The organism is Streptomyces violaceorubidus, from assembly GCF_000717995.1.
In the GTDB taxonomy this organism is placed as follows: Bacteria; Actinomycetota; Actinomycetes; order Streptomycetales; family Streptomycetaceae; genus Streptomyces; species Streptomyces violaceorubidus.
On the sequence record NZ_JODM01000012.1, the window covers coordinates 16,785 to 33,206 of the forward strand.

Below are 16,422 nucleotides of genomic sequence, written 5' to 3' on the forward strand. Positions count from 1 at the left end.
ACCGACAGCCATGGCTGAGGCTCAGAACATCCCCGTGGGGTCCACCACCGCGGGCCAGATCGCGGTGGCCGCCGAGTCGACCGTCGCCACGCGCATGAGCGCACCCGCGTCCTTCGACGTGGCGGACTTCCCGGTCCCCCACGGCCGCGAGGAGGAATGGCGGTTCACCCCGCTGGAGCGACTGCGCGGGCTGCACGACGGCACCGCGGTCGCCACCGGTGACGGTGTGAAGGTCGACATCGACGCGCCCGAGGGCGTCGTCGTCGAGACCGTCGGCCGCGAGGACGCGCGCATCGGCCGGGCCGGCACCCCCGTGGACCGGGTCGCCGCCCAGGCCTACTCGGCGTTCGAGAAGGCCGGCGTGATCACCGTCCCCAAGGAGACGGTCCTCACCGAGCCGATCCGCATCGTCGTGCACGGCGAGGGCGGCACCGCCTACGCCCACCAGGTCGTCGAGCTGGGCGCCTTCGCCGAGGCCGTGGTCGTCATCGACCACTCCGGTGACGCGGTGCTCGCCGCCAACGTCGACTACGTCCTGGGCGACGGCGCCAAGCTGACCGTCGTCTCCGTCCAGGACTGGGACGACCAGGCCGTCCACGTCGGCCAGCACAACGCGCTCGTCGGCCGCGACGCCACCTTCAAGTCCTTCGTGGTCACCTTCGGCGGCGACCTGGTCCGGCTGCATCCGCGCGTGGCCTACGCCGGGCCCGGCGGCGAGGCCGAGCTGTTCGGCCTGTACTTCACCGACGCCGGCCAGCACCAGGAGCACCGCCTCCTGGTCGACCACAACGTGCCGCACTGCAAGTCGAACGTCGTCTACAAGGGCGCCCTCCAGGGCGACGACGCGCACGCGGTGTGGATCGGCGACGTCCTCATCGAGGCCGCGGCCGAGGGCACCGACACCTACGAGATGAACCGCAACCTCGTCCTCACCGACGGCGCGCGGGTCGACTCGGTGCCGAACCTGGAGATCGAGACCGGCGAGATCGTCGGCGCCGGCCACGCCTCGGCGACCGGCCGCTTCGACGACGAGCAGCTCTTCTACCTGATGGCGCGCGGCATCCCCGAGATCGACGCCCGCCGCCTGGTGGTCCGCGGCTTCTTCGCCGAGCTGGTCCAGCAGATCGGCGTCGCCGACATCGAGGAGCGGCTCCTCGCCAAGATCGAAGAGGAGCTGGAGGCTTCGGTCGCATGACCTTCGTACGCGTCTGTGGAGCGGACGAGCTGGAGGAGGACACCCCGAAGCGGGTGGAACTCGACGGCACGCCGATCTCCGTCGTGCGGACCGAGGGCGAGCTCTTCGCGATCCACGACATCTGCTCGCACGCGAACGTCTCCCTGGCCGAGGGCGAGGTCGACGACTGCCACATCGAGTGCTGGCTGCACGGCTCGCGCTTCGACCTGCGTTCCGGCAAGCCCGACAGTCTTCCGGCGACGCGCCCCGTCCCCGTATACCCCGTAAAGATCGAAGGGGACGACGTGCTCGTCTCCCTCACCCAGGAGTCCTGAGGCACCCATGGCAACGCTTGAAATCCGAGACCTGCACGTCACCGTCGAGGCCGACAACGCCACGAAGGAGATCCTCAAGGGCGTCGACCTCACCGTGAAGCAGGGCGAGACGCACGCCATCATGGGCCCCAACGGCTCCGGCAAGTCGACCCTCGCCTACTCGCTGGCCGGTCACCCCAAGTACACGATCACCGGCGGCACCGTCACCCTCGACGGCGAGGACGTCCTGGAGATGTCCGTCGACGAGCGCGCCCGCGCCGGCCTCTTCCTCGCCATGCAGTACCCGGTCGAGGTCCCCGGCGTCTCCGTCTCCAACTTCCTGCGCACCTCCGCCACCGCCGTCCGCGGCGAGGCCCCCAAGCTGCGGCACTGGGTGAAGGAGGTCAAGGAGGCCATGGAGCGCCTCAACATGGACCCCGCCTTCGCCGAGCGCAACGTCAACGAGGGCTTCTCCGGCGGTGAGAAGAAGCGCCACGAGATCCTCCAGCTGGAGCTGCTCAAGCCGAAGGTCGCGATCCTCGACGAGACCGACTCCGGCCTGGACGTCGACGCCCTGCGCGTCGTCTCCGAGGGCGTCAACCGGGTCCGCGAGACCGGCGAGGTCGGCACCCTGCTGATCACGCACTACACGCGCATCCTGCGGTACATCAAGCCCGACCACGTCCACGTCTTCGCGGACGGCCGCATCGCCGAGTCCGGTGGCGCCGAGCTGGCCGACAAGCTCGAGGCCGAGGGCTACGAGGCATACACGAAGGGCGGCGCATCCGAGTGACACAGCTGCCGGGCCTCCTCGACACAGAGGCGATCCGCAAGGACTTCCCCATCCTGGACCGCCAGGTCCATGACGGGCACAAGCTCGTGTACCTGGACAACGCGGCGACCAGCCAGAAGCCGCGGCAGGTGCTGGACGCGCTCAGCGAGTACTACGAGCGCTACAACGCCAACGTCCACCGCGGCGTGCACGTCCTCGCCGAGGAGGCCACGGCGCTGTACGAGGGCGCGCGTGACAAGGTCGCGGAGTTCATCAACGCGCCCTCGCGCGACGAGGTGATCTTCACCAAGAACGCCTCGGAGTCCCTCAACCTGGTCGCGAACATGCTGGGCTGGGCCGACGACCCCTACCGCGTGGACCACGAGACCGAGATCGTCATCACGGAGATGGAGCACCACTCCAACATCGTGCCGTGGCAGCTGCTCGCGCAGCGCACCGGCGCGAAGCTCCGCTGGTTCGGCCTCACGGACGACGGCCGCCTGGACCTGTCCAACATCGACGAGGTCATCACCGAGAAGACGAAGATCGTCTCCTTCGTGCTGGTCTCCAACATCCTGGGCACCCAGAACCCGGTCGAGGCGATCGTGCGCCGCGCCCAGGAGGTCGGCGCCCTGGTGTGCGTCGACGCCTCCCAGGCCGCGCCGCACATGCCGCTGGACGTGCAGGCGCTCCAGGCCGACTTCGTGGCCTTCACCGGCCACAAGATGTGCGGCCCGACCGGCATCGGTGTGCTGTGGGGGCGCCAGGAGCTCCTCGAGGACCTCCCGCCCTTCCTCGGCGGCGGCGAGATGATCGAGACCGTCTCGATGCACTCCTCCACCTACGCCCCGGCCCCGCACAAGTTCGAGGCGGGCACGCCCCCGATCGCCCAGGCGGTCGGTCTCGGCGCGGCGATCGACTACCTGAACTCGATCGGCATGGACAAGATCCTCGCCCACGAGCACGCGCTGACCGAGTACGCGGTGGGGCGCCTGCTGGAGGTCCCGGACCTGCGCGTCATCGGCCCCACCACGGCCGAGGAGCGCGGCGCGGCGATCTCCTTCACGCTGGGGGACATCCACCCGCACGACGTGGGTCAGGTCCTCGACGAGCAGGGCATCGCGGTCCGGGTCGGCCACCACTGCGCCCGCCCCGTCTGCCTGCGCTACGGAATTCCTGCGACCACGCGAGCGTCGTTCTATCTGTACTCCACGCCGGCCGAGATCGACGCGCTGGTCGACGGCCTGGAGCACGTACGGAACTTCTTCGGCTGACGGGACGAGCGAAGAGCATGAAGCTGGACTCCATGTACCAGGAAGTCATCCTGGACCACTACAAGAACCCGCACGGGCGGGGCTTGCGGGATGGCGACGCCGAGGTCCACCACGTCAACCCCACCTGCGGGGACGAGATCACGCTCCGGGTGAAGTACGACGGCACGACGATCAGCGACGTCAGCTACGAGGGCCAGGGCTGCTCCATCAGCCAGGCGAGCGCCTCCGTGCTGAACGACCTGCTGGTCGGCAAGGACCTGGCCCAGGCGCAGCGGATCCAGGAGACCTTCCTGGAGCTGATGCAGTCCAAGGGCAAGGTCGAGCCGGACGACGCCATGGAGGAGGTCCTGGAGGACGCGGTCGCGTTCGCCGGGGTCTCGAAGTACCCGGCCCGGGTCAAGTGCGCCCTGCTGAGCTGGATGGCCTGGAAGGACGCGACGGCCCAGGCGCTGGACGGCGCCGACGCCGAGAAGGAGACGACGGCATGAGCGAGACCGTGGAAATGAAGCCGGCCTCGGAGGAGGAACTCCGCGAGGCCCTGATGGACGTCGTGGACCCCGAGCTGGGCATCGACGTCGTCAACCTCGGACTGATCTACGGCATCCACGTCGACGACGCGAACATCGCCACCGTCGACATGACCCTGACGTCGGCGGCCTGTCCGCTGACGGACGTGATCGAGGACCAGGCCAAGTCCGCCACGGACGGCCTCGTCAACGAGCTGCGCATCAACTGGGTCTGGATGCCGCCGTGGGGCCCGGACAAGATCACGGACGACGGCCGCGAGCAGCTGCGCGCGCTCGGGTTCAACGTCTGAGACGCACCCGCCACGACGGTCGCGGAGAACGGCGACGCCTTCGGGCGTCGCCGTTCTCGCGTTCGCGCCCCGCCCCCGTCCCCTCTTTATGTACGCTCGTACACATGGGATACCTGCTCCTGGCCGGAGCCATCGCCGCCGAGGTCGCCGGCACCACCGCCATGAAGTACAGCGAGGGCTTCAGCAGACTGGTGCCCTCACTGCTGACGGCCCTCGCCTACCTGCTCTCCTTCGCGCTCCTCGCCCAGACCCTGAAGCTCCTCGCCGTCGGCACGGCCTACGCCATCTGGGCCGGGGTGGGCACGGCCGCCATCGCCACGATCGGGGTCGCCTTCATGGGCGAGGGGATGACCCCCACCAAGGCCGCCGGCGTCGCGCTGATCATCATCGGCGTCGTCGTCCTCAACCTCGGCGGGGCGCACTGATGGTCCGCCGCCACGACCCCGAGCGGCGCCGGCGCATCATCGACGCCGCGATCCGCGTCGTCGGGCAGAAGGGCATCGCCGGGCTGAGCCACCGCACCGTCGCCGCCGAGGCGGACGTGCCGCTCGGCTCCACGACGTACCACTTCGCGACCCTGGACGACCTGCTGGTCGCCGCCCTGCGCCAGGCCAACGAGGGCTTCGCCAAGGTCGTCGCGGCCCACCCCGCTCTCCTGGAACCCGGCGCCGACCTGCCCGCCGAACTCGCCCGCGTCCTCGGCGAGTGGCTCGGCGGCGACCGCACCGGCGTGGAGCTGGAGTACGAGCTGTACCTCGCCGCCCTGCGCCGCCCCGCGCTGCGCCCGGTCGCCGCCGAGTGGGCCGAGGGCGTGGGCGCCCTGCTCGCCGCCCGCACCGACCCCGTGACGGCCCGCGCCCTGGTCGCCGTACTGGACGGCATCTGCCTCCAGGTCCTGCTCACGGACACGCCGTACGACGAGGAGTACGCCCGTCAGGTGCTGGCCCGGCTGGTCCCCGCGCCCGGCACCCGAGACGGCCGCGGTCCCGGCTCGCTTCCACCGGCGACGGCCGGTTAGGTTGCCCTCATGACCGACACGACTGCTCCCCGCACCACCGGCGCCGTGGCCGCCGGCCTCGCCACGATCGCCGCCGACGGCACCGTCCTCGACACCTGGTACCCGGCCCCCGAACTGTCCGCCGAGCCCGGTCCCTCCGGCACCGAGCGCCTCACCGCCGAACAGGCCGCCGAACTCCTGGGCGGCGGCGCCACCGCCGCGGTCGGTCCGGACGCCCGCCGCGGCGTCGAGGTGGTCGCGGTCCGCACGGTCATCTCCTCGCTGGACGAGAAGCCGGTCGACACGCACGACGTCTACCTGCGCCTGCACCTGCTCTCCCACCGCCTGGTCAAGCCGCACGGCCAGAGCCTGGACGGCATCTTCGCGCACCTCGCCAACGTCGCCTGGACCTCGCTGGGCCCGGTCGCCGTCGACGACATCGAGAAGGTCCGCCTCAACGCCCGCGCCGAGGGCCTGCACCTCCAGGTCACCTCGGTCGACAAGTTCCCCCGCATGACGGACTACGTCGCCCCCAAGGGCGTCCGCATCGCCGACGCCGACCGCGTCCGCCTCGGCGCGCACCTGGCCGAGGGCACCACCGTCATGCACGAGGGCTTCGTCAACTTCAACGCCGGCACGCTGGGCACCTCGATGGTCGAGGGCCGCATCTCCGCGGGCGTCGTCGTCGGCGACGGCTCCGACATCGGCGGCGGCGCCTCCACCATGGGCACCCTCTCCGGCGGCGGCAACGTCCGCATCACCATCGGCGAGCGCTGCCTGGTCGGTGCCGAGGCGGGCGTCGGCATCGCGCTGGGCGACGAGTGCGTGGTCGAGGCCGGCCTCTACGTCACCGCGGGCACCCGCGTCACGATGCCCGACGGCCAGGTCGTCAAGGCCCGCGAGCTCTCCGGCGCCTCCAACATCCTCTTCCGCCGCAACTCGGTCACCGGCACGGTGGAGGCCCGCCCGAACAACGCGGTGTGGGGCGGCCTGAACGAGGTGCTGCACAGCCACAACTGACCCGGCGTCACTCCGTCGAGCGCCCTGTCCGTGTGTCGCGGGGAGGGCGCTCAGGTGTTCGTGGGGGTGGTCGGCCGCTGTTGGCGGCGGACGATCTCCGTGATCCAGGCGGGGGCGTAGGGGGAGGTGCAGCCCGGGGGAGCGGGTAGTCCCTCAGGACGCCCAAGTGTTCGCCGACGGCGAGGGCGCGGGGGCGGTGTTCGGGGTGGTCGATGCCGATCCGGGCCAGGCAGTGGTTCATCGCCCACAGGAGGCGGTTTGGGGCGTCCTTCATCTCCGACTCGACGGTGTCCAGCAGGGCCGTGAGGTCGAGACCGGCGGGCTTCCTCGTCACGCGTTCGGTGGTCAGGGCCCAGCCGGCGCTCGCGACCACGGGCTCGGGGTCGGTGGTCCAGGCCACGCGCAGTTGCTCGGCGCGGCGATCAGGAGGGCCAGCAGGCGTGCGGCGGTGTCGTCGGTGGCCCAGAGCCGGCGCGCGAGTTCCGGCTGGGTCCCCAGGCGCTTCGCGAGCGCGCGCAGCCCGGTGAGCTTCACACCGTGGTAGCGCCTTCTGCTCATCGCGGGTCACGGTGACCCGCACGTACGGATGACCGCCCGTGACTTTCCGGTGGTCTTGGCGGATGAACGGGTGGACGCAGAGTCCGATCAGACGCCGATCCGACGAGACGAGGACCTGGGATGACGCCTGGTACGACCCCTGGAACGACGAACACGCGCGCGGCGCGCCTGCTGGCCGCGGCGGGGGCCGCGGTGCTGGTGTGCTGCGGGTCGGTGGGGGCGGCGGGGGCCGCGCACGCCGACGAGACGACGACCGGCTCGCACAACGGCCCCCGCGTGGGGCTCCTCAACGTCCATGTCGGGCAGATCGACGACCCGGCGGAGGACGTACTGGAGCACACCCTGCTGTTCGGTGACGGCTACGCCTGGGACTGAGCGGCGCGGGCGGTCAGTTCCCCGTAGGCCGCCAGCAGGCCGGCGATGGTCTCGGGGTCCGCGGGCCGCAGCGGCGCGCGGACCGGGCCCGCCGGCAGGCCCAGGGCGCCGAGGAGGGCCTTGGCGGTGACCGTGCCGGGCAGGCCGGCGGCCATCATGGACTCGATGAGGGGGATCGCCCGCCGCTGGAGCAGGGCGGCGCGGCCGGTGTCGCCCGCGTCGAAGGCGTCGAGGACGGCCCGGAACAGGTCCGGCGCGACGTTGGCGACGGTGCTGACGTACCCCGCCGCACCGACCGCGTACAGGGCGAGGACCTGCTCGTCGCAGCCCGCGTAGTACGCCAGCCCGGTGCGGGACAGCACCTTCTGGGTGCCGAGGAGGTCGTAGGCGCAGTCCTTGACGGCGACGGCGGGTGCCCGGCGAGGCGGAGCAGGGTGTCGGGTTCGACGCGGGTGCCGGTGCGGCCCGGGATGTCGTAGAGCATCACGGGCAGCCCGCTCGCGTCGGCGACCTCGCGGAAGTGCGCCTCCAGGGCGTCCTGCGGGGGCCGGCTGTAGTACGGCGCGACCACCAGCAGTCCGTCCGCGCCCGCCTTCTCGGCAGCCAGCGCCAGCTCCACCGTGTGCCGGGTGTCCGCGGTGCCGACGCCGGCGACGAGGGCCGCCCGGTCCCCGACCGCCTCCCGGACGGCCGCGACCAGCGCGGCCTTCTCGGCGTCCGTGGTGGTCGGCGACTCGCCCGTGGTGCCGGACAGCACCAGGCCGTCGCAGCCCCGCGAGACCAGGTGCCCGGCGAGCCGCCGGGCGCCGTCGAGGTCGAGCGCGCCGGAGTCGGTGAAGGGCGTGACCATGGCGCACAGGGCGCGGCCGAAGGGGGCGGCGGGGCGGTCGCCCGCCGTCACGGGTGTCGTCAGGGGTGTCGTCATGGGAGTAGTGTCGGCGGGCGGACAGTGTAGCTCCACTTAATTCGGCTACCAGGTATGCGTAAGGAACGCTTCAGTGCGGGAGCGTTCGCGGGTTCGCCGCGGTGCGGGTGCCGGTAGGGGTAGCGCCGCTCGGCCCGGGGTACCCGGGGTGCTCCGAACCGAGAGGAGGCGGGAACACCGTGACCGGAACCATGCACACCAGGCCGGCGCACGACGAGCAGCACTCCGTGGGCGAACTCGTCGGGCAGGCCACCGAACAGCTCTCCCGGCTCGTGCGCCAGGAAGTGGCCCTCGCCAAGATGGAACTGGCCGAGAAGGGCAAGCGGGCCGGGCGCGGCGGCGGAATGCTCGGTGCCGCGGGCGCCATCGCCTACGTGGGCCTGTTCGCGCTGGCCGGCACGGCCACCGCCGCGCTCTCGCTGGTACTGCCCGTCTGGGCCGCGGCGCTCATCGTGACGGCGGCGCTCTTCGTGATCGCCGGCGTACTGGCCATGACCGGTCGCGCCCAGCTTCGCCGGGCCGTGCCGCCCAAGCCCGAGGAGACCCTCGGCAGTGTCAGGGCCGACGTCGACCAGATCAGGGAAAGGGCACATCGATGACCGACGCGACGAGCCGGGACGGTTCGAGGAGCGGCTCCACCGCGCAGCCGGTCGGCGGGGCGAAGGGCCCCGACGAGCTGCGCAGGCAGATCGAAGAGACCCGCGGCCAGCTCGGCGACACCGTGGAGGAGCTGGCCGGCAAGGCCGACGTGAAGGGCCGTGCCAAGGCCAAGGCCGCCGACCTGAAGGACAAGGCGGGGGCCATGGGCGTGCAACTGCGCAGTTCCGCCGCGCACGCCGGACACGCCGTGCAGGACAAGGCCGGCCGGGCCGGGCACACCGCGCACGACAAGGCGGGCCGGGCCCGGGGCACCGCGGAGCGGCACGCGTCGCCCGGTCGGGCCCGCGGTGCGGTGCGGGCGGGGCTCGGGCACCCGCGGGTCGTGCTGGCCGCCGGGGCGGCGGCGGGCGTGGTGGTCGCGGCGAGCCTGGTGCGGCGACGTCACGGGCACTGCTGAGGGCACACACGGGGAAGCGGCGCGACGAGGGGCTCCCGACGGGGCCCCTCGTCGCCTGCGTCTCGCCGGTAGCGGGAGGGCCTTGACCTCAACCTTGGTCGAGGTCGGAGAGTGGTGCGTGCACCCGACGACCACGATCACCGGAGGCCGGCATGACCCGCCGCACCGACGCCCACCCCCGCCTCGCCCGCCCCGACGCTCTCGCGCCCTTCTTCAGCACCTGGCGCGTGGGAACCCCCGAGCGGCAGCGGCAGACCGTCGACGCCATCGCGCGTACCTGGGAGAACCGGCCCTGGCCCGCCCGGGACCTGCGCGGCTACCACGTCTACACCGGGCACGACGGCAGCACCCTGCTGCACCACTCCCAGTGGGCGAGCGAGCAGGCGTACGAGGCCTTCGCCAAGACCCACCGGCAGGAGCGCGTCGACGAGATCGACACCGCCGTGCCGGGCATCGAGCGGCTGGGGCTCGGCAGGTACCGGCAATACCGCGCCACCACCCGCGCGGCCGGGGCGGCAGCCGTCGTTCCCGGCTGCGTCGTGATCGTCGAGGTCGAGTTCGAGGGGCCCGACCCCGAGCGGCAGCGCGCCTGGGTCGACGCCGTCTTCGAGGCCCTGGAGAGCGAGCCGAACCCGCACCCCGGCGGCATCCGCGCCCACTTCCACCTCAGCACCGACGGCACCCGCGTCCTCAACTACGCCGAGTGGGAGAGCGCCCGGGCCCACATCGACGCCCTCGCCGCACCCGGCGACGGAGTCGGCTCGGCGACGCCCCAGTGGGAGCGGGTGCGGAACTGGCCGGGCCTGAAGAGCAGCACGGTCGGTCGCTACGACCACGCGCTGGGCCTCGTGCCCCGCTGAAGTCCCGAACCCGCCCCCACCGGGGTCCCGTCACGGACGGAACCGCAGCACCTGCGGGTCGTGGTCGCTGATCTGGTCGTGGAACTCGGCGTTGACGTGCACGCTGTCGTAGGCGAGGTGGCCGCCGCGGCGGACCGACGGGCTGACCAGGATCTGGTCCAGCACCTGGCTGTTGCCCTGGTAGACGTACGAGTAGCGCTCGCTCCTCGGCAGCGACTTCACCGCCGACCACAGGGCGCCGCCGTCCTCCAGGAGGCGCGCGGTCTCGGAGAACTCGAAGTCGTTGATGTCCCCGAGGGCGACGACGTCCGCGTTCTCCTGGGCGGCCAGGATCTCCTTGACGAAGGTGTTCACCACCGTCGCCTGCGCGTGGCGCTGGGTCTCCGAACCGCGCGACGGCGGCTGGTACTGCGCCGTCAGACCCTGGTCGCCGCCCTTGGAGTTGAAGTGGTTGGCGATGACGAAGACCGTCCGGCCGCGGAAGACGAACTCGCCCGCCAGCGGCTTGCGGCTGTCCTCCCAGGCCGGGTTCGCCGGGTCGACCCGGCCGGGGGAGAGGGTCAGCGCCGCCTTGCCGCGCGCCTTGCGCACCCCGGTCGCCGTGGTGGCGTCGCCGCCCGCCCGGTCGGTGAAGGAGACCCGCTCCGGGTTGAACAGGAACGCCTGGCGGATGTTGCCGCCGGGCTCGCCGCCGTCCGCCTTGTCCACCGGGTCGATGCCCCGCCACTCGTAACGCGGTCCGCCGGCCGCGACGATCGCGTCGATCAGCTTCCCGACCGTCTCGTCGGCCGTGACGGTGCCGTCGTCGGTGGCGCCGTTGTCGTCCTGGATCTCCTCCAGCGACACGATGTCGGGCGACTTCAGGTGGTGCACGATCGTTTCGGCGTGCGCGGTGAAGGTGTCGTCCGACGGGTCGAGGTTCTCGACGTTGTACGTCGCCACCGCCAGCTCGCGCGCGTTCTGCGGGCGCGTCGACTCGCGCTCGGTGCCACCGCTCTCCAGAGCGCCGATCTCGCTCGCGACCAGCGTGTAGCCGCCGTACTGGTTGTAGTCCAGCGGCCCCGCGGTGGTGCCGGCGAGCGTGTCGCCCACGTCGGCGGCCGGGAAGTCGGCCGGCTTGCCCAGCGACTGGATCTGCAGCCGGCCGGTGTTCCCGGCGTCGTAGGAACCGTAGACCGTGCCGCCGCGGCGGTTCGGGTTCTCCCAGGGCTTCACCGTGACCCACAGCTCGGTGTACGGGTCCGAGGCGCCGACCACCCGGACGTCAAGGACCCGGACGTTCATGCCCTCCAGGGACTCGTAGTAGTCCAGGGCGTAGGCCCCCGGTCGCAGGGTCAGGCCGTTGACCGAGCCGTTCGCCGCGGCGTCGCCCTCGGGGGCGTACGCGGGCGGCACCGACCGGGCGGAGACGGTCGTCGGGGCCGGGAGGGCGTTGCCGCTCGAGACGACGGTGACCGCGGGGCGGGTGATCTCGGTCAGCGACTGGTTCCCCGAGGACGTACCGCCGGGGACGTACTCCGAGACCGTGCCGGAAACGGTGACCGCGTCGCCGACGGCGACCTCGGGGGCCTTGCTGGTGAAGACGAAGACGCCCTCACTGGTGGCCGGGTCCGCGTCCGGACGCGGGTCCTGGATCCAGAAGCCCTTGGAGGAGCCGTAGCCCCGGACGCCGGTGACGATGCCGGCCACGTCCGCGACCTGCCGGCCGGCGTACGGGGACAGCCGGGTGCTGCCCTGGATGTCATGGATCCGCACCGGGTCGGCCGCTGCCGGACCGGCGTGCGCGGGCACGGTGAGGACGACGGTGGACGCCGCCGAGCAGACGGCGGCGACGGTGAGCGCGGCGAGGCGCGCGGAGGACTTGCTGGCCAACGGGATCCCTCCGGGGACGTGACGTGGCGCCGGGACGAGGGTGGGACGCGAGGGACGCCGGGACGCATGGGCCTGGAGGAACACGTGTTTCCCCGGCCCGCCCCCCGCTTTCTACGCGCGTCAATCTCCTGCCTGGCCGCGCCGGTTGTCAAGGTTTCGGCCATGTACACCACCCGGCGGGGAGATGAACCGGGCGGCAGGGGACGAAACCCGTCTAGGCTGAGCAGTTGAGCCGTACACGGTCCGGACCACGCCCGGACGCGGCCGGATGCGGCCGTACGGTGGTCAAGAGGCGCGCGAGGAGAAACTTCCGATGTCAGACAGCTCCACCCTGCCGCCCGCACGGCTGCGCCCCGAAGCGGACCTGGCCCGCGACGCGCTGTCCGCGCCGGTGCTCGCCCGGGCCGCGCGACTGGCCCGCTGGGCCGGCCCCGACACCCGCGTCGACGCCGGGGGCGGGCTCGTCGAGGAGCAACTGCCGGCGGCGGCCGAGCAGCTCGGGCTGAGCGGGGACGACGCCGCCGCGTACGCGAGCGAGGCCTGGCGGATCGCCGTGGACACCGGGCTCGTCGAGATCACCGACGAGGAGGCGGGCACCGTGGCCGCGGGCGAGGACCTCGCCCTGCTCACCGGCGGCTCCCCCCAGGACGTGCTCGGGATCTGGCTCACCGCCCTGGAGGCCGTGCTCGCCGACGCGAGCGTGCCCGACCTCGACGACCTGGTCGACGCGATGGCCGAGGGCGGCGAGGTCGACCTGTCCTCCCTCGACTGGGACCCCGACGCCGAGTCCGAGTTCCTCGACGGCGTGCTCGGCAACCTCTACCTGCTCACCGTCGGCGAGGACGGACCCGGCGACGCCCCGGTGCCGCTGCCCGCGCTGGCCGCCTCGGTGATCGTGCCCAGCGACATGAGCGAGCCCAGCAACGAGGTGCTGGAGCAGGTGTCGGACGCGATGATGCGCCTGGACGACCAGTTCCGGCTCCTCGAACCGGTCGGCCTCGTCGAGTACCAGCCGGTCGACGAGGCGCTCATGGCCGACGCCGACGAGGAGCCCGCCGCCCCCGTCGACGAGGCCGACGTCACCCGCTACGGCATGGTGCGGCTCACCCCGCTCGGACTGTACGGACTGCGCGCCCGGCTCCTGGACGCCGGCTTCGAGGCCCCCGCCGTCGGCGACCTCGCCGACAAGGGCGCCGACGCGCTGCTCGACGGCACCGCGTCCTTCCCGCCCGCCGCGGCCCACGCCGAGACCGAGCGGTGGCTGGGCGGGCGGAGCCCGCTCGACGCCGCCCGCGAACTGCTCGCGGCGGCCCGGGGCCTCGACGCCGGCGCGCCGCTGCGCCGGTTGCGCTGCCAGCAGGCGCTCTCCCTGGTCGGCGCGGAGGCCGAGCCCGCCCTGCGCGATGTCCTCGACGACGCCGAACTGGGCGGCCTGGCCCGGGTCTGGCTCACCGAGCACGGGGCCCGGGACGTGCCCGCGCCCTCGCAGGACATGGTCTTCTGGCTGACCATCGACACCGTCGCCGCGCAACTGGCCGCCGAGGGCAACTCCGAGGAACTGCGCGCCCTGGTGGAGGACCTCGCCCGCCAGCACAGCGGCTTCTTCGACACGGTCTGGCGGGTCGAGCACCCGGCCACGCCGGACGTCCTGGAGGCGATGGGGCGGCTGCACCCCGACAAGAAGGTCGCCAAGGAGGCCCGCAAGGCGGCGTTCAAGGCACGCTCCCAGCAGGGCGGCTGAGCCCCCGGCGGGCGCCCCGCCGACGCGAGCGCGAGCGACGGCCGTGCGGGAGAGTCTCCGCCCGTTCAACTGCCGTTCAGGAGGCGACGGGACTCCCGTTCAGCAGCGGGCGGAACCGTGACGCCGGACCGAGGTCCGCCACCCTCCACGGCTCGCCCACCGTCACAGGAGACACCATGTCGCTCACCCGCAGGGACTTCGCCAGCCGATCCGCGCTCACCGGCGCAGGGGTCGTGCTGGCGGGCAGCGTCGGCGCCCTCGCCACCGCGCCCAACGCCCTCGCGTCCACGGACACCGACAGCGCGGGGGAGGAGCGCGGTCACGGCCACGAGGGACACGACGACCACGGCGGAGTCGGCTACGGGCCGCTGCTCCCCGACCCGGACGGCATCCTCGCCCTGCCCGCCGGCTTCCGGTACGAGATCATCACCTACTCCGGCCGGACCAAGCTGGAGTCCGGCGAGTACACCCCGTCCAACCACGACGGCACCGCCGCCTTCGACGGCCCGCGCGGCGCCACCCTCCTCGTCAACAACCACGAACTCGCCGGCCACCGTGACAACTGGCCGCACCCCGTCCCGCTCGCCGAGGGCCTCGTCTACGACCCCGCCGCCGCCGGCGGCTGCACCGTCGTCGAGGTCCGCCGCGGCGGCCACGTCGCCGAGTGGGTCGGCATCGCCGGCACCGCCACCAACTGCGCGGGCGGCAGCACCCCGTGGGGCACCTGGCTGACCTGCGAGGAGACCGAGGACAAGGCCGGCAAGAACGGCCTGACCAAGGACCACGGCTACGTCTTCGAGGTCGACCCCGAGGACCGCCGGGCCAACCGCGACCCCAAGCCGATCAAGGCGCTCGGCCGCTACGCCCACGAGGCCGTCGTCATCGACCCCAAGCGCGGCCACGCCTACCTCACCGAGGACGCCTCGGGCCCCAACGGCCTCCTGTACCGCTGGACCCCGCCGGAGCACTTCCGGCACGGCCGCGGCCGGCTGCGCACCCTCGCCGACGACGCCGGGGTCCTCCAGGCCTTCAAGTGCTTCGACTCCGGCGGCAAGTTCGTCGACGACCTCTCCCGCGCCACCAGGACCGGCACCGTCTACGGCGTCGACTGGGTCGACGTCCCCGACCGCGACGCGAAGACCACCTCCGTGCGCAAGCAGTTCGCCACCGGTGAGGTCACCCGCGCGCGCAAGCTGGAGGGCATGTGGTGGGCCGACGGCGGCACCTACATCGTCTCCTCCTACGCCCGTGACGAGAGCCCCGGCCGCCCGCACGACGGCCAGGTCTGGTTCTACGACCCCAAGCGCCGCACCCTCACCCTGAAGGTCCTGCTCGGCGTCAACGCCGACCCGTCCGCCGACGGCGCCTTCGACGGCCCCGACAACATCACCGTCTCCCCCTACGGCGGCCTGGTCATCGCCGAGGACGGCGAGGGCGTGCAGCACCTGTTCGGCGCCACCGACAGCGGCCGCACCTACCCCATCGCCCGCAACGAACTGAACCTCGGCACCGCGGACGAGCCCGAGTACAGCGAGTTCACCGGCGTCACCTTCTCGCCCGACGGCCGGACCCTCTACGCCAACATCCAGACGCCGGGCATCATGCTGGCGATCACGGGGCCGTGGAAGCGCCAGAAGCGTGGTTGATCAATTCGGTCGCCCGCACGACGACCGCCCTTCTGGAGTGCTGAAGGTCCACTCGTAACCTCCCGGTGCGCGGGCGGCGGCCACTTCTTCTCTCCGAAGAACCCTATGCCGCCGCCCTCTTGATCTCGGGAGGCCCGGCAGCCGAGGGGTGCCCGGTGCGCAGGCAGCGGATACTTCCTCGAATCGGACGGTTGCGGGTTCGAATCCCGTCATCGACTTCGGGTCGGTGCAGCTCAATTCGGCAGAGCATCCGACTGTTTCCGTCGCCGATTCCGACCTCGGGCACCCTTCTGCTGCCGTGTCTCCCTCGAAGACGTTCGAGGAGGCGGGGCGGGACGCCGACTGGCCCTGGGAGGACCGTACCGAGCGCTCGCGGTAGGGTGCCCGGAAGGTTGCCCGCTGTGCAGGGAGGGGCTGTGGCGCAGGTCAGGCCCATGCGGGCGGATGCGCGGCGTAACCGTGAGCGGTTGCTGGCGGTGGCGGCGGAGGCGTTCGCCGAGCACGGTGAGGGTGCCTCCCTGGACGACATCGCCCGGCGTGCCGGGGTGGGGGCCGGCACCCTGTACCGGCACTTCCCGACGCGGCAGGCGCTGCTGGAGGCCGCCTACCTCGAACGGGTCGAGGCGATCGCGGCCCGCGCCGACGTGATCGCGGCGGTGCGGGCGCCGGGCGCGGCGCTCCTGGCCTGGCTCGACGAGCTGGCCGTCGGGATGCTCCAGGTGCGCGGACTCAAGGCGCTGCTCGGTACGGCCGTCACCGGCGGCGGACCCGCGTGCGGCGACTGCGTGCGCGGGGCGGCGACCCGGCTGGTACGGGCCGCGCAGGAGGCCGGCGCGCTGCGGCCGGACGTCGAGCCGGTCGAGGTGCTGCGGCTGCTGCACGGGGTGGTGACGGCGGCCGAGGCGGCCGACGAGGTGGACGGGACGACCGTGCGCCGGTACCTGTCGCTGCTCATGGAGGGTCTGGCGAGGCCGTAGGGCCGCCACCCGCGGGACGGGCGGCGGCCCTTCTCGACGTGCG

17 protein-coding genes and 2 pseudogenes are annotated in these 16,422 nt (G+C 72.5%); 16 read left to right on the forward strand and 3 right to left on the reverse strand.

Features of this window, described 5'->3' with window-relative positions; translation table 11 throughout:
- The first annotated feature begins 10 nt into the window (after window positions 1-10).
- The 9 genes from sufD (at window position 11) to dapD (ending at window position 6,368) form a co-directional block, all read left to right on the forward strand.
- On the forward strand, window positions 11-1,195 hold the full coding sequence (sufD, locus tag IE94_RS0116730) for a Fe-S cluster assembly protein SufD (RefSeq protein ID WP_030184598.1): 1,185 nt from the start codon (window positions 11-13) through the stop codon (window positions 1,193-1,195).
- Window positions 1,192-1,509 (forward strand): non-heme iron oxygenase ferredoxin subunit, encoded by a 318-nt coding sequence (locus IE94_RS0116735; protein ID WP_003976896.1) that lies wholly within the window; start codon window positions 1,192-1,194, stop codon window positions 1,507-1,509. Before sufD ends, IE94_RS0116735 begins: the two co-directional genes overlap by 4 nt.
- Window positions 1,510-1,516: 7 nt before the next feature.
- The gene (sufC, locus tag IE94_RS0116740) at window positions 1,517-2,281 is read left to right on the forward strand and encodes a Fe-S cluster assembly ATPase SufC (RefSeq protein WP_030184611.1); all 765 of its coding nucleotides are present in this window, start codon (window positions 1,517-1,519) and stop codon (window positions 2,279-2,281) included.
- Complete coding sequence (locus tag IE94_RS0116745; protein ID WP_030184614.1) at window positions 2,278-3,534, forward strand: cysteine desulfurase; 1,257 nt, start codon at window positions 2,278-2,280, stop codon at window positions 3,532-3,534. Before sufC ends, IE94_RS0116745 begins: the two co-directional genes overlap by 4 nt.
- Before the next feature lie 17 nt (window positions 3,535-3,551).
- Window positions 3,552-4,022 carry a Fe-S cluster assembly sulfur transfer protein SufU gene (gene sufU / locus IE94_RS0116750; protein ID WP_030184617.1) on the forward strand — a complete coding sequence of 157 codons (471 nt, stop codon included), beginning with the start codon at window positions 3,552-3,554 and terminating at the stop codon, window positions 4,020-4,022.
- Window positions 4,019-4,351, forward strand: a complete 333-nt coding sequence (locus IE94_RS0116755; protein WP_009187969.1) for a metal-sulfur cluster assembly factor — start codon at window positions 4,019-4,021, stop codon at window positions 4,349-4,351. The genes sufU and IE94_RS0116755 overlap by 4 nt, the downstream gene beginning before the upstream one ends.
- A 104-nt stretch (window positions 4,352-4,455) precedes the next feature.
- Entirely contained in the window at window positions 4,456-4,776 is a 321-nt protein-coding gene (locus IE94_RS0116760; protein WP_030184618.1) for a DMT family transporter, read from the forward strand.
- A complete protein-coding gene (locus IE94_RS0116765) occupies window positions 4,776-5,369 on the forward strand; it encodes a TetR/AcrR family transcriptional regulator (RefSeq protein WP_030184624.1) in 594 nt (197 codons plus the stop codon). The genes IE94_RS0116760 and IE94_RS0116765 overlap by 1 nt, the downstream gene beginning before the upstream one ends.
- A gap of 9 nt (window positions 5,370-5,378) precedes the next feature.
- Window positions 5,379-6,368, forward strand: a complete 990-nt coding sequence (gene dapD / locus IE94_RS0116770; RefSeq protein WP_030184626.1) for a 2,3,4,5-tetrahydropyridine-2,6-dicarboxylate N-succinyltransferase — start codon at window positions 5,379-5,381, stop codon at window positions 6,366-6,368.
- 50 nt (window positions 6,369-6,418) lie between these two features.
- Here dapD and IE94_RS38150 read toward each other — a convergent pair.
- Window positions 6,419-6,908, reverse strand: a pseudogene (locus tag IE94_RS38150) (DNA alkylation repair protein); the annotation flags it as partial.
- Window positions 6,909-7,046: 138 nt separating this feature from the next.
- Between IE94_RS38150 and IE94_RS0116780 the strand changes: the two are divergent.
- Window positions 7,047-7,301, forward strand: a complete 255-nt coding sequence (locus tag IE94_RS0116780; protein WP_030184630.1) for a hypothetical protein — start codon at window positions 7,047-7,049, stop codon at window positions 7,299-7,301.
- On the opposite strand, the pseudogene dapA reads toward IE94_RS0116780, so the two are convergent.
- Window positions 7,286-8,226, reverse strand: a pseudogene (dapA, locus tag IE94_RS35720) (4-hydroxy-tetrahydrodipicolinate synthase). The gene IE94_RS0116780 and the pseudogene dapA sit on opposite strands and share 16 nt — an antisense overlap.
- Window positions 8,227-8,405: 179 nt before the next feature.
- Here dapA and IE94_RS0116790 point away from each other — a divergent pair.
- The 3 genes from IE94_RS0116790 to IE94_RS0116800 all read left to right on the forward strand — a co-directional run bounded on the left by IE94_RS0116790 (window position 8,406) and on the right by IE94_RS0116800 (window position 10,143).
- Window positions 8,406-8,825: a phage holin family protein gene (locus IE94_RS0116790; protein WP_030184634.1), complete on the forward strand. Its 420-nt coding sequence runs from the start codon at window positions 8,406-8,408 to the stop codon at window positions 8,823-8,825.
- Window positions 8,822-9,283 carry a DUF3618 domain-containing protein gene (locus IE94_RS0116795; protein ID WP_030184637.1) on the forward strand — a complete coding sequence of 154 codons (462 nt, stop codon included), beginning with the start codon at window positions 8,822-8,824 and terminating at the stop codon, window positions 9,281-9,283. Before IE94_RS0116790 ends, IE94_RS0116795 begins: the two co-directional genes overlap by 4 nt.
- A 152-nt stretch (window positions 9,284-9,435) precedes the next feature.
- Entirely contained in the window at window positions 9,436-10,143 is a 708-nt protein-coding gene (locus IE94_RS0116800) for an antibiotic biosynthesis monooxygenase (RefSeq protein ID WP_030184641.1), read from the forward strand.
- Between the two features lie 30 nt (window positions 10,144-10,173).
- On the opposite strand, the gene IE94_RS0116805 is transcribed toward IE94_RS0116800, so the two are convergent.
- Window positions 10,174-12,015, reverse strand: coding sequence for an endonuclease/exonuclease/phosphatase family protein (locus IE94_RS0116805; protein WP_030184645.1), 1,842 nt, complete (start codon window positions 12,013-12,015; stop codon window positions 10,174-10,176).
- Between the two features lie 313 nt (window positions 12,016-12,328).
- Here IE94_RS0116805 and IE94_RS0116810 point away from each other — a divergent pair, with 313 nt between their 5' ends.
- From IE94_RS0116810 to IE94_RS0116820, 3 genes are all read left to right on the forward strand, one after another.
- Complete coding sequence (locus IE94_RS0116810) at window positions 12,329-13,756, forward strand: hypothetical protein (RefSeq protein WP_030184654.1); 1,428 nt, start codon at window positions 12,329-12,331, stop codon at window positions 13,754-13,756.
- 176 nt (window positions 13,757-13,932) lie between these two features.
- Window positions 13,933-15,402, forward strand: coding sequence for a PhoX family protein (locus IE94_RS0116815; RefSeq protein ID WP_030184661.1), 1,470 nt, complete (start codon window positions 13,933-13,935; stop codon window positions 15,400-15,402).
- 416 nt (window positions 15,403-15,818) lie between these two features.
- A complete protein-coding gene (locus IE94_RS0116820; protein ID WP_030184663.1) occupies window positions 15,819-16,379 on the forward strand; it encodes a TetR/AcrR family transcriptional regulator in 561 nt (186 codons plus the stop codon).
- The last annotated feature ends 43 nt before the right edge of the window (window positions 16,380-16,422 follow it).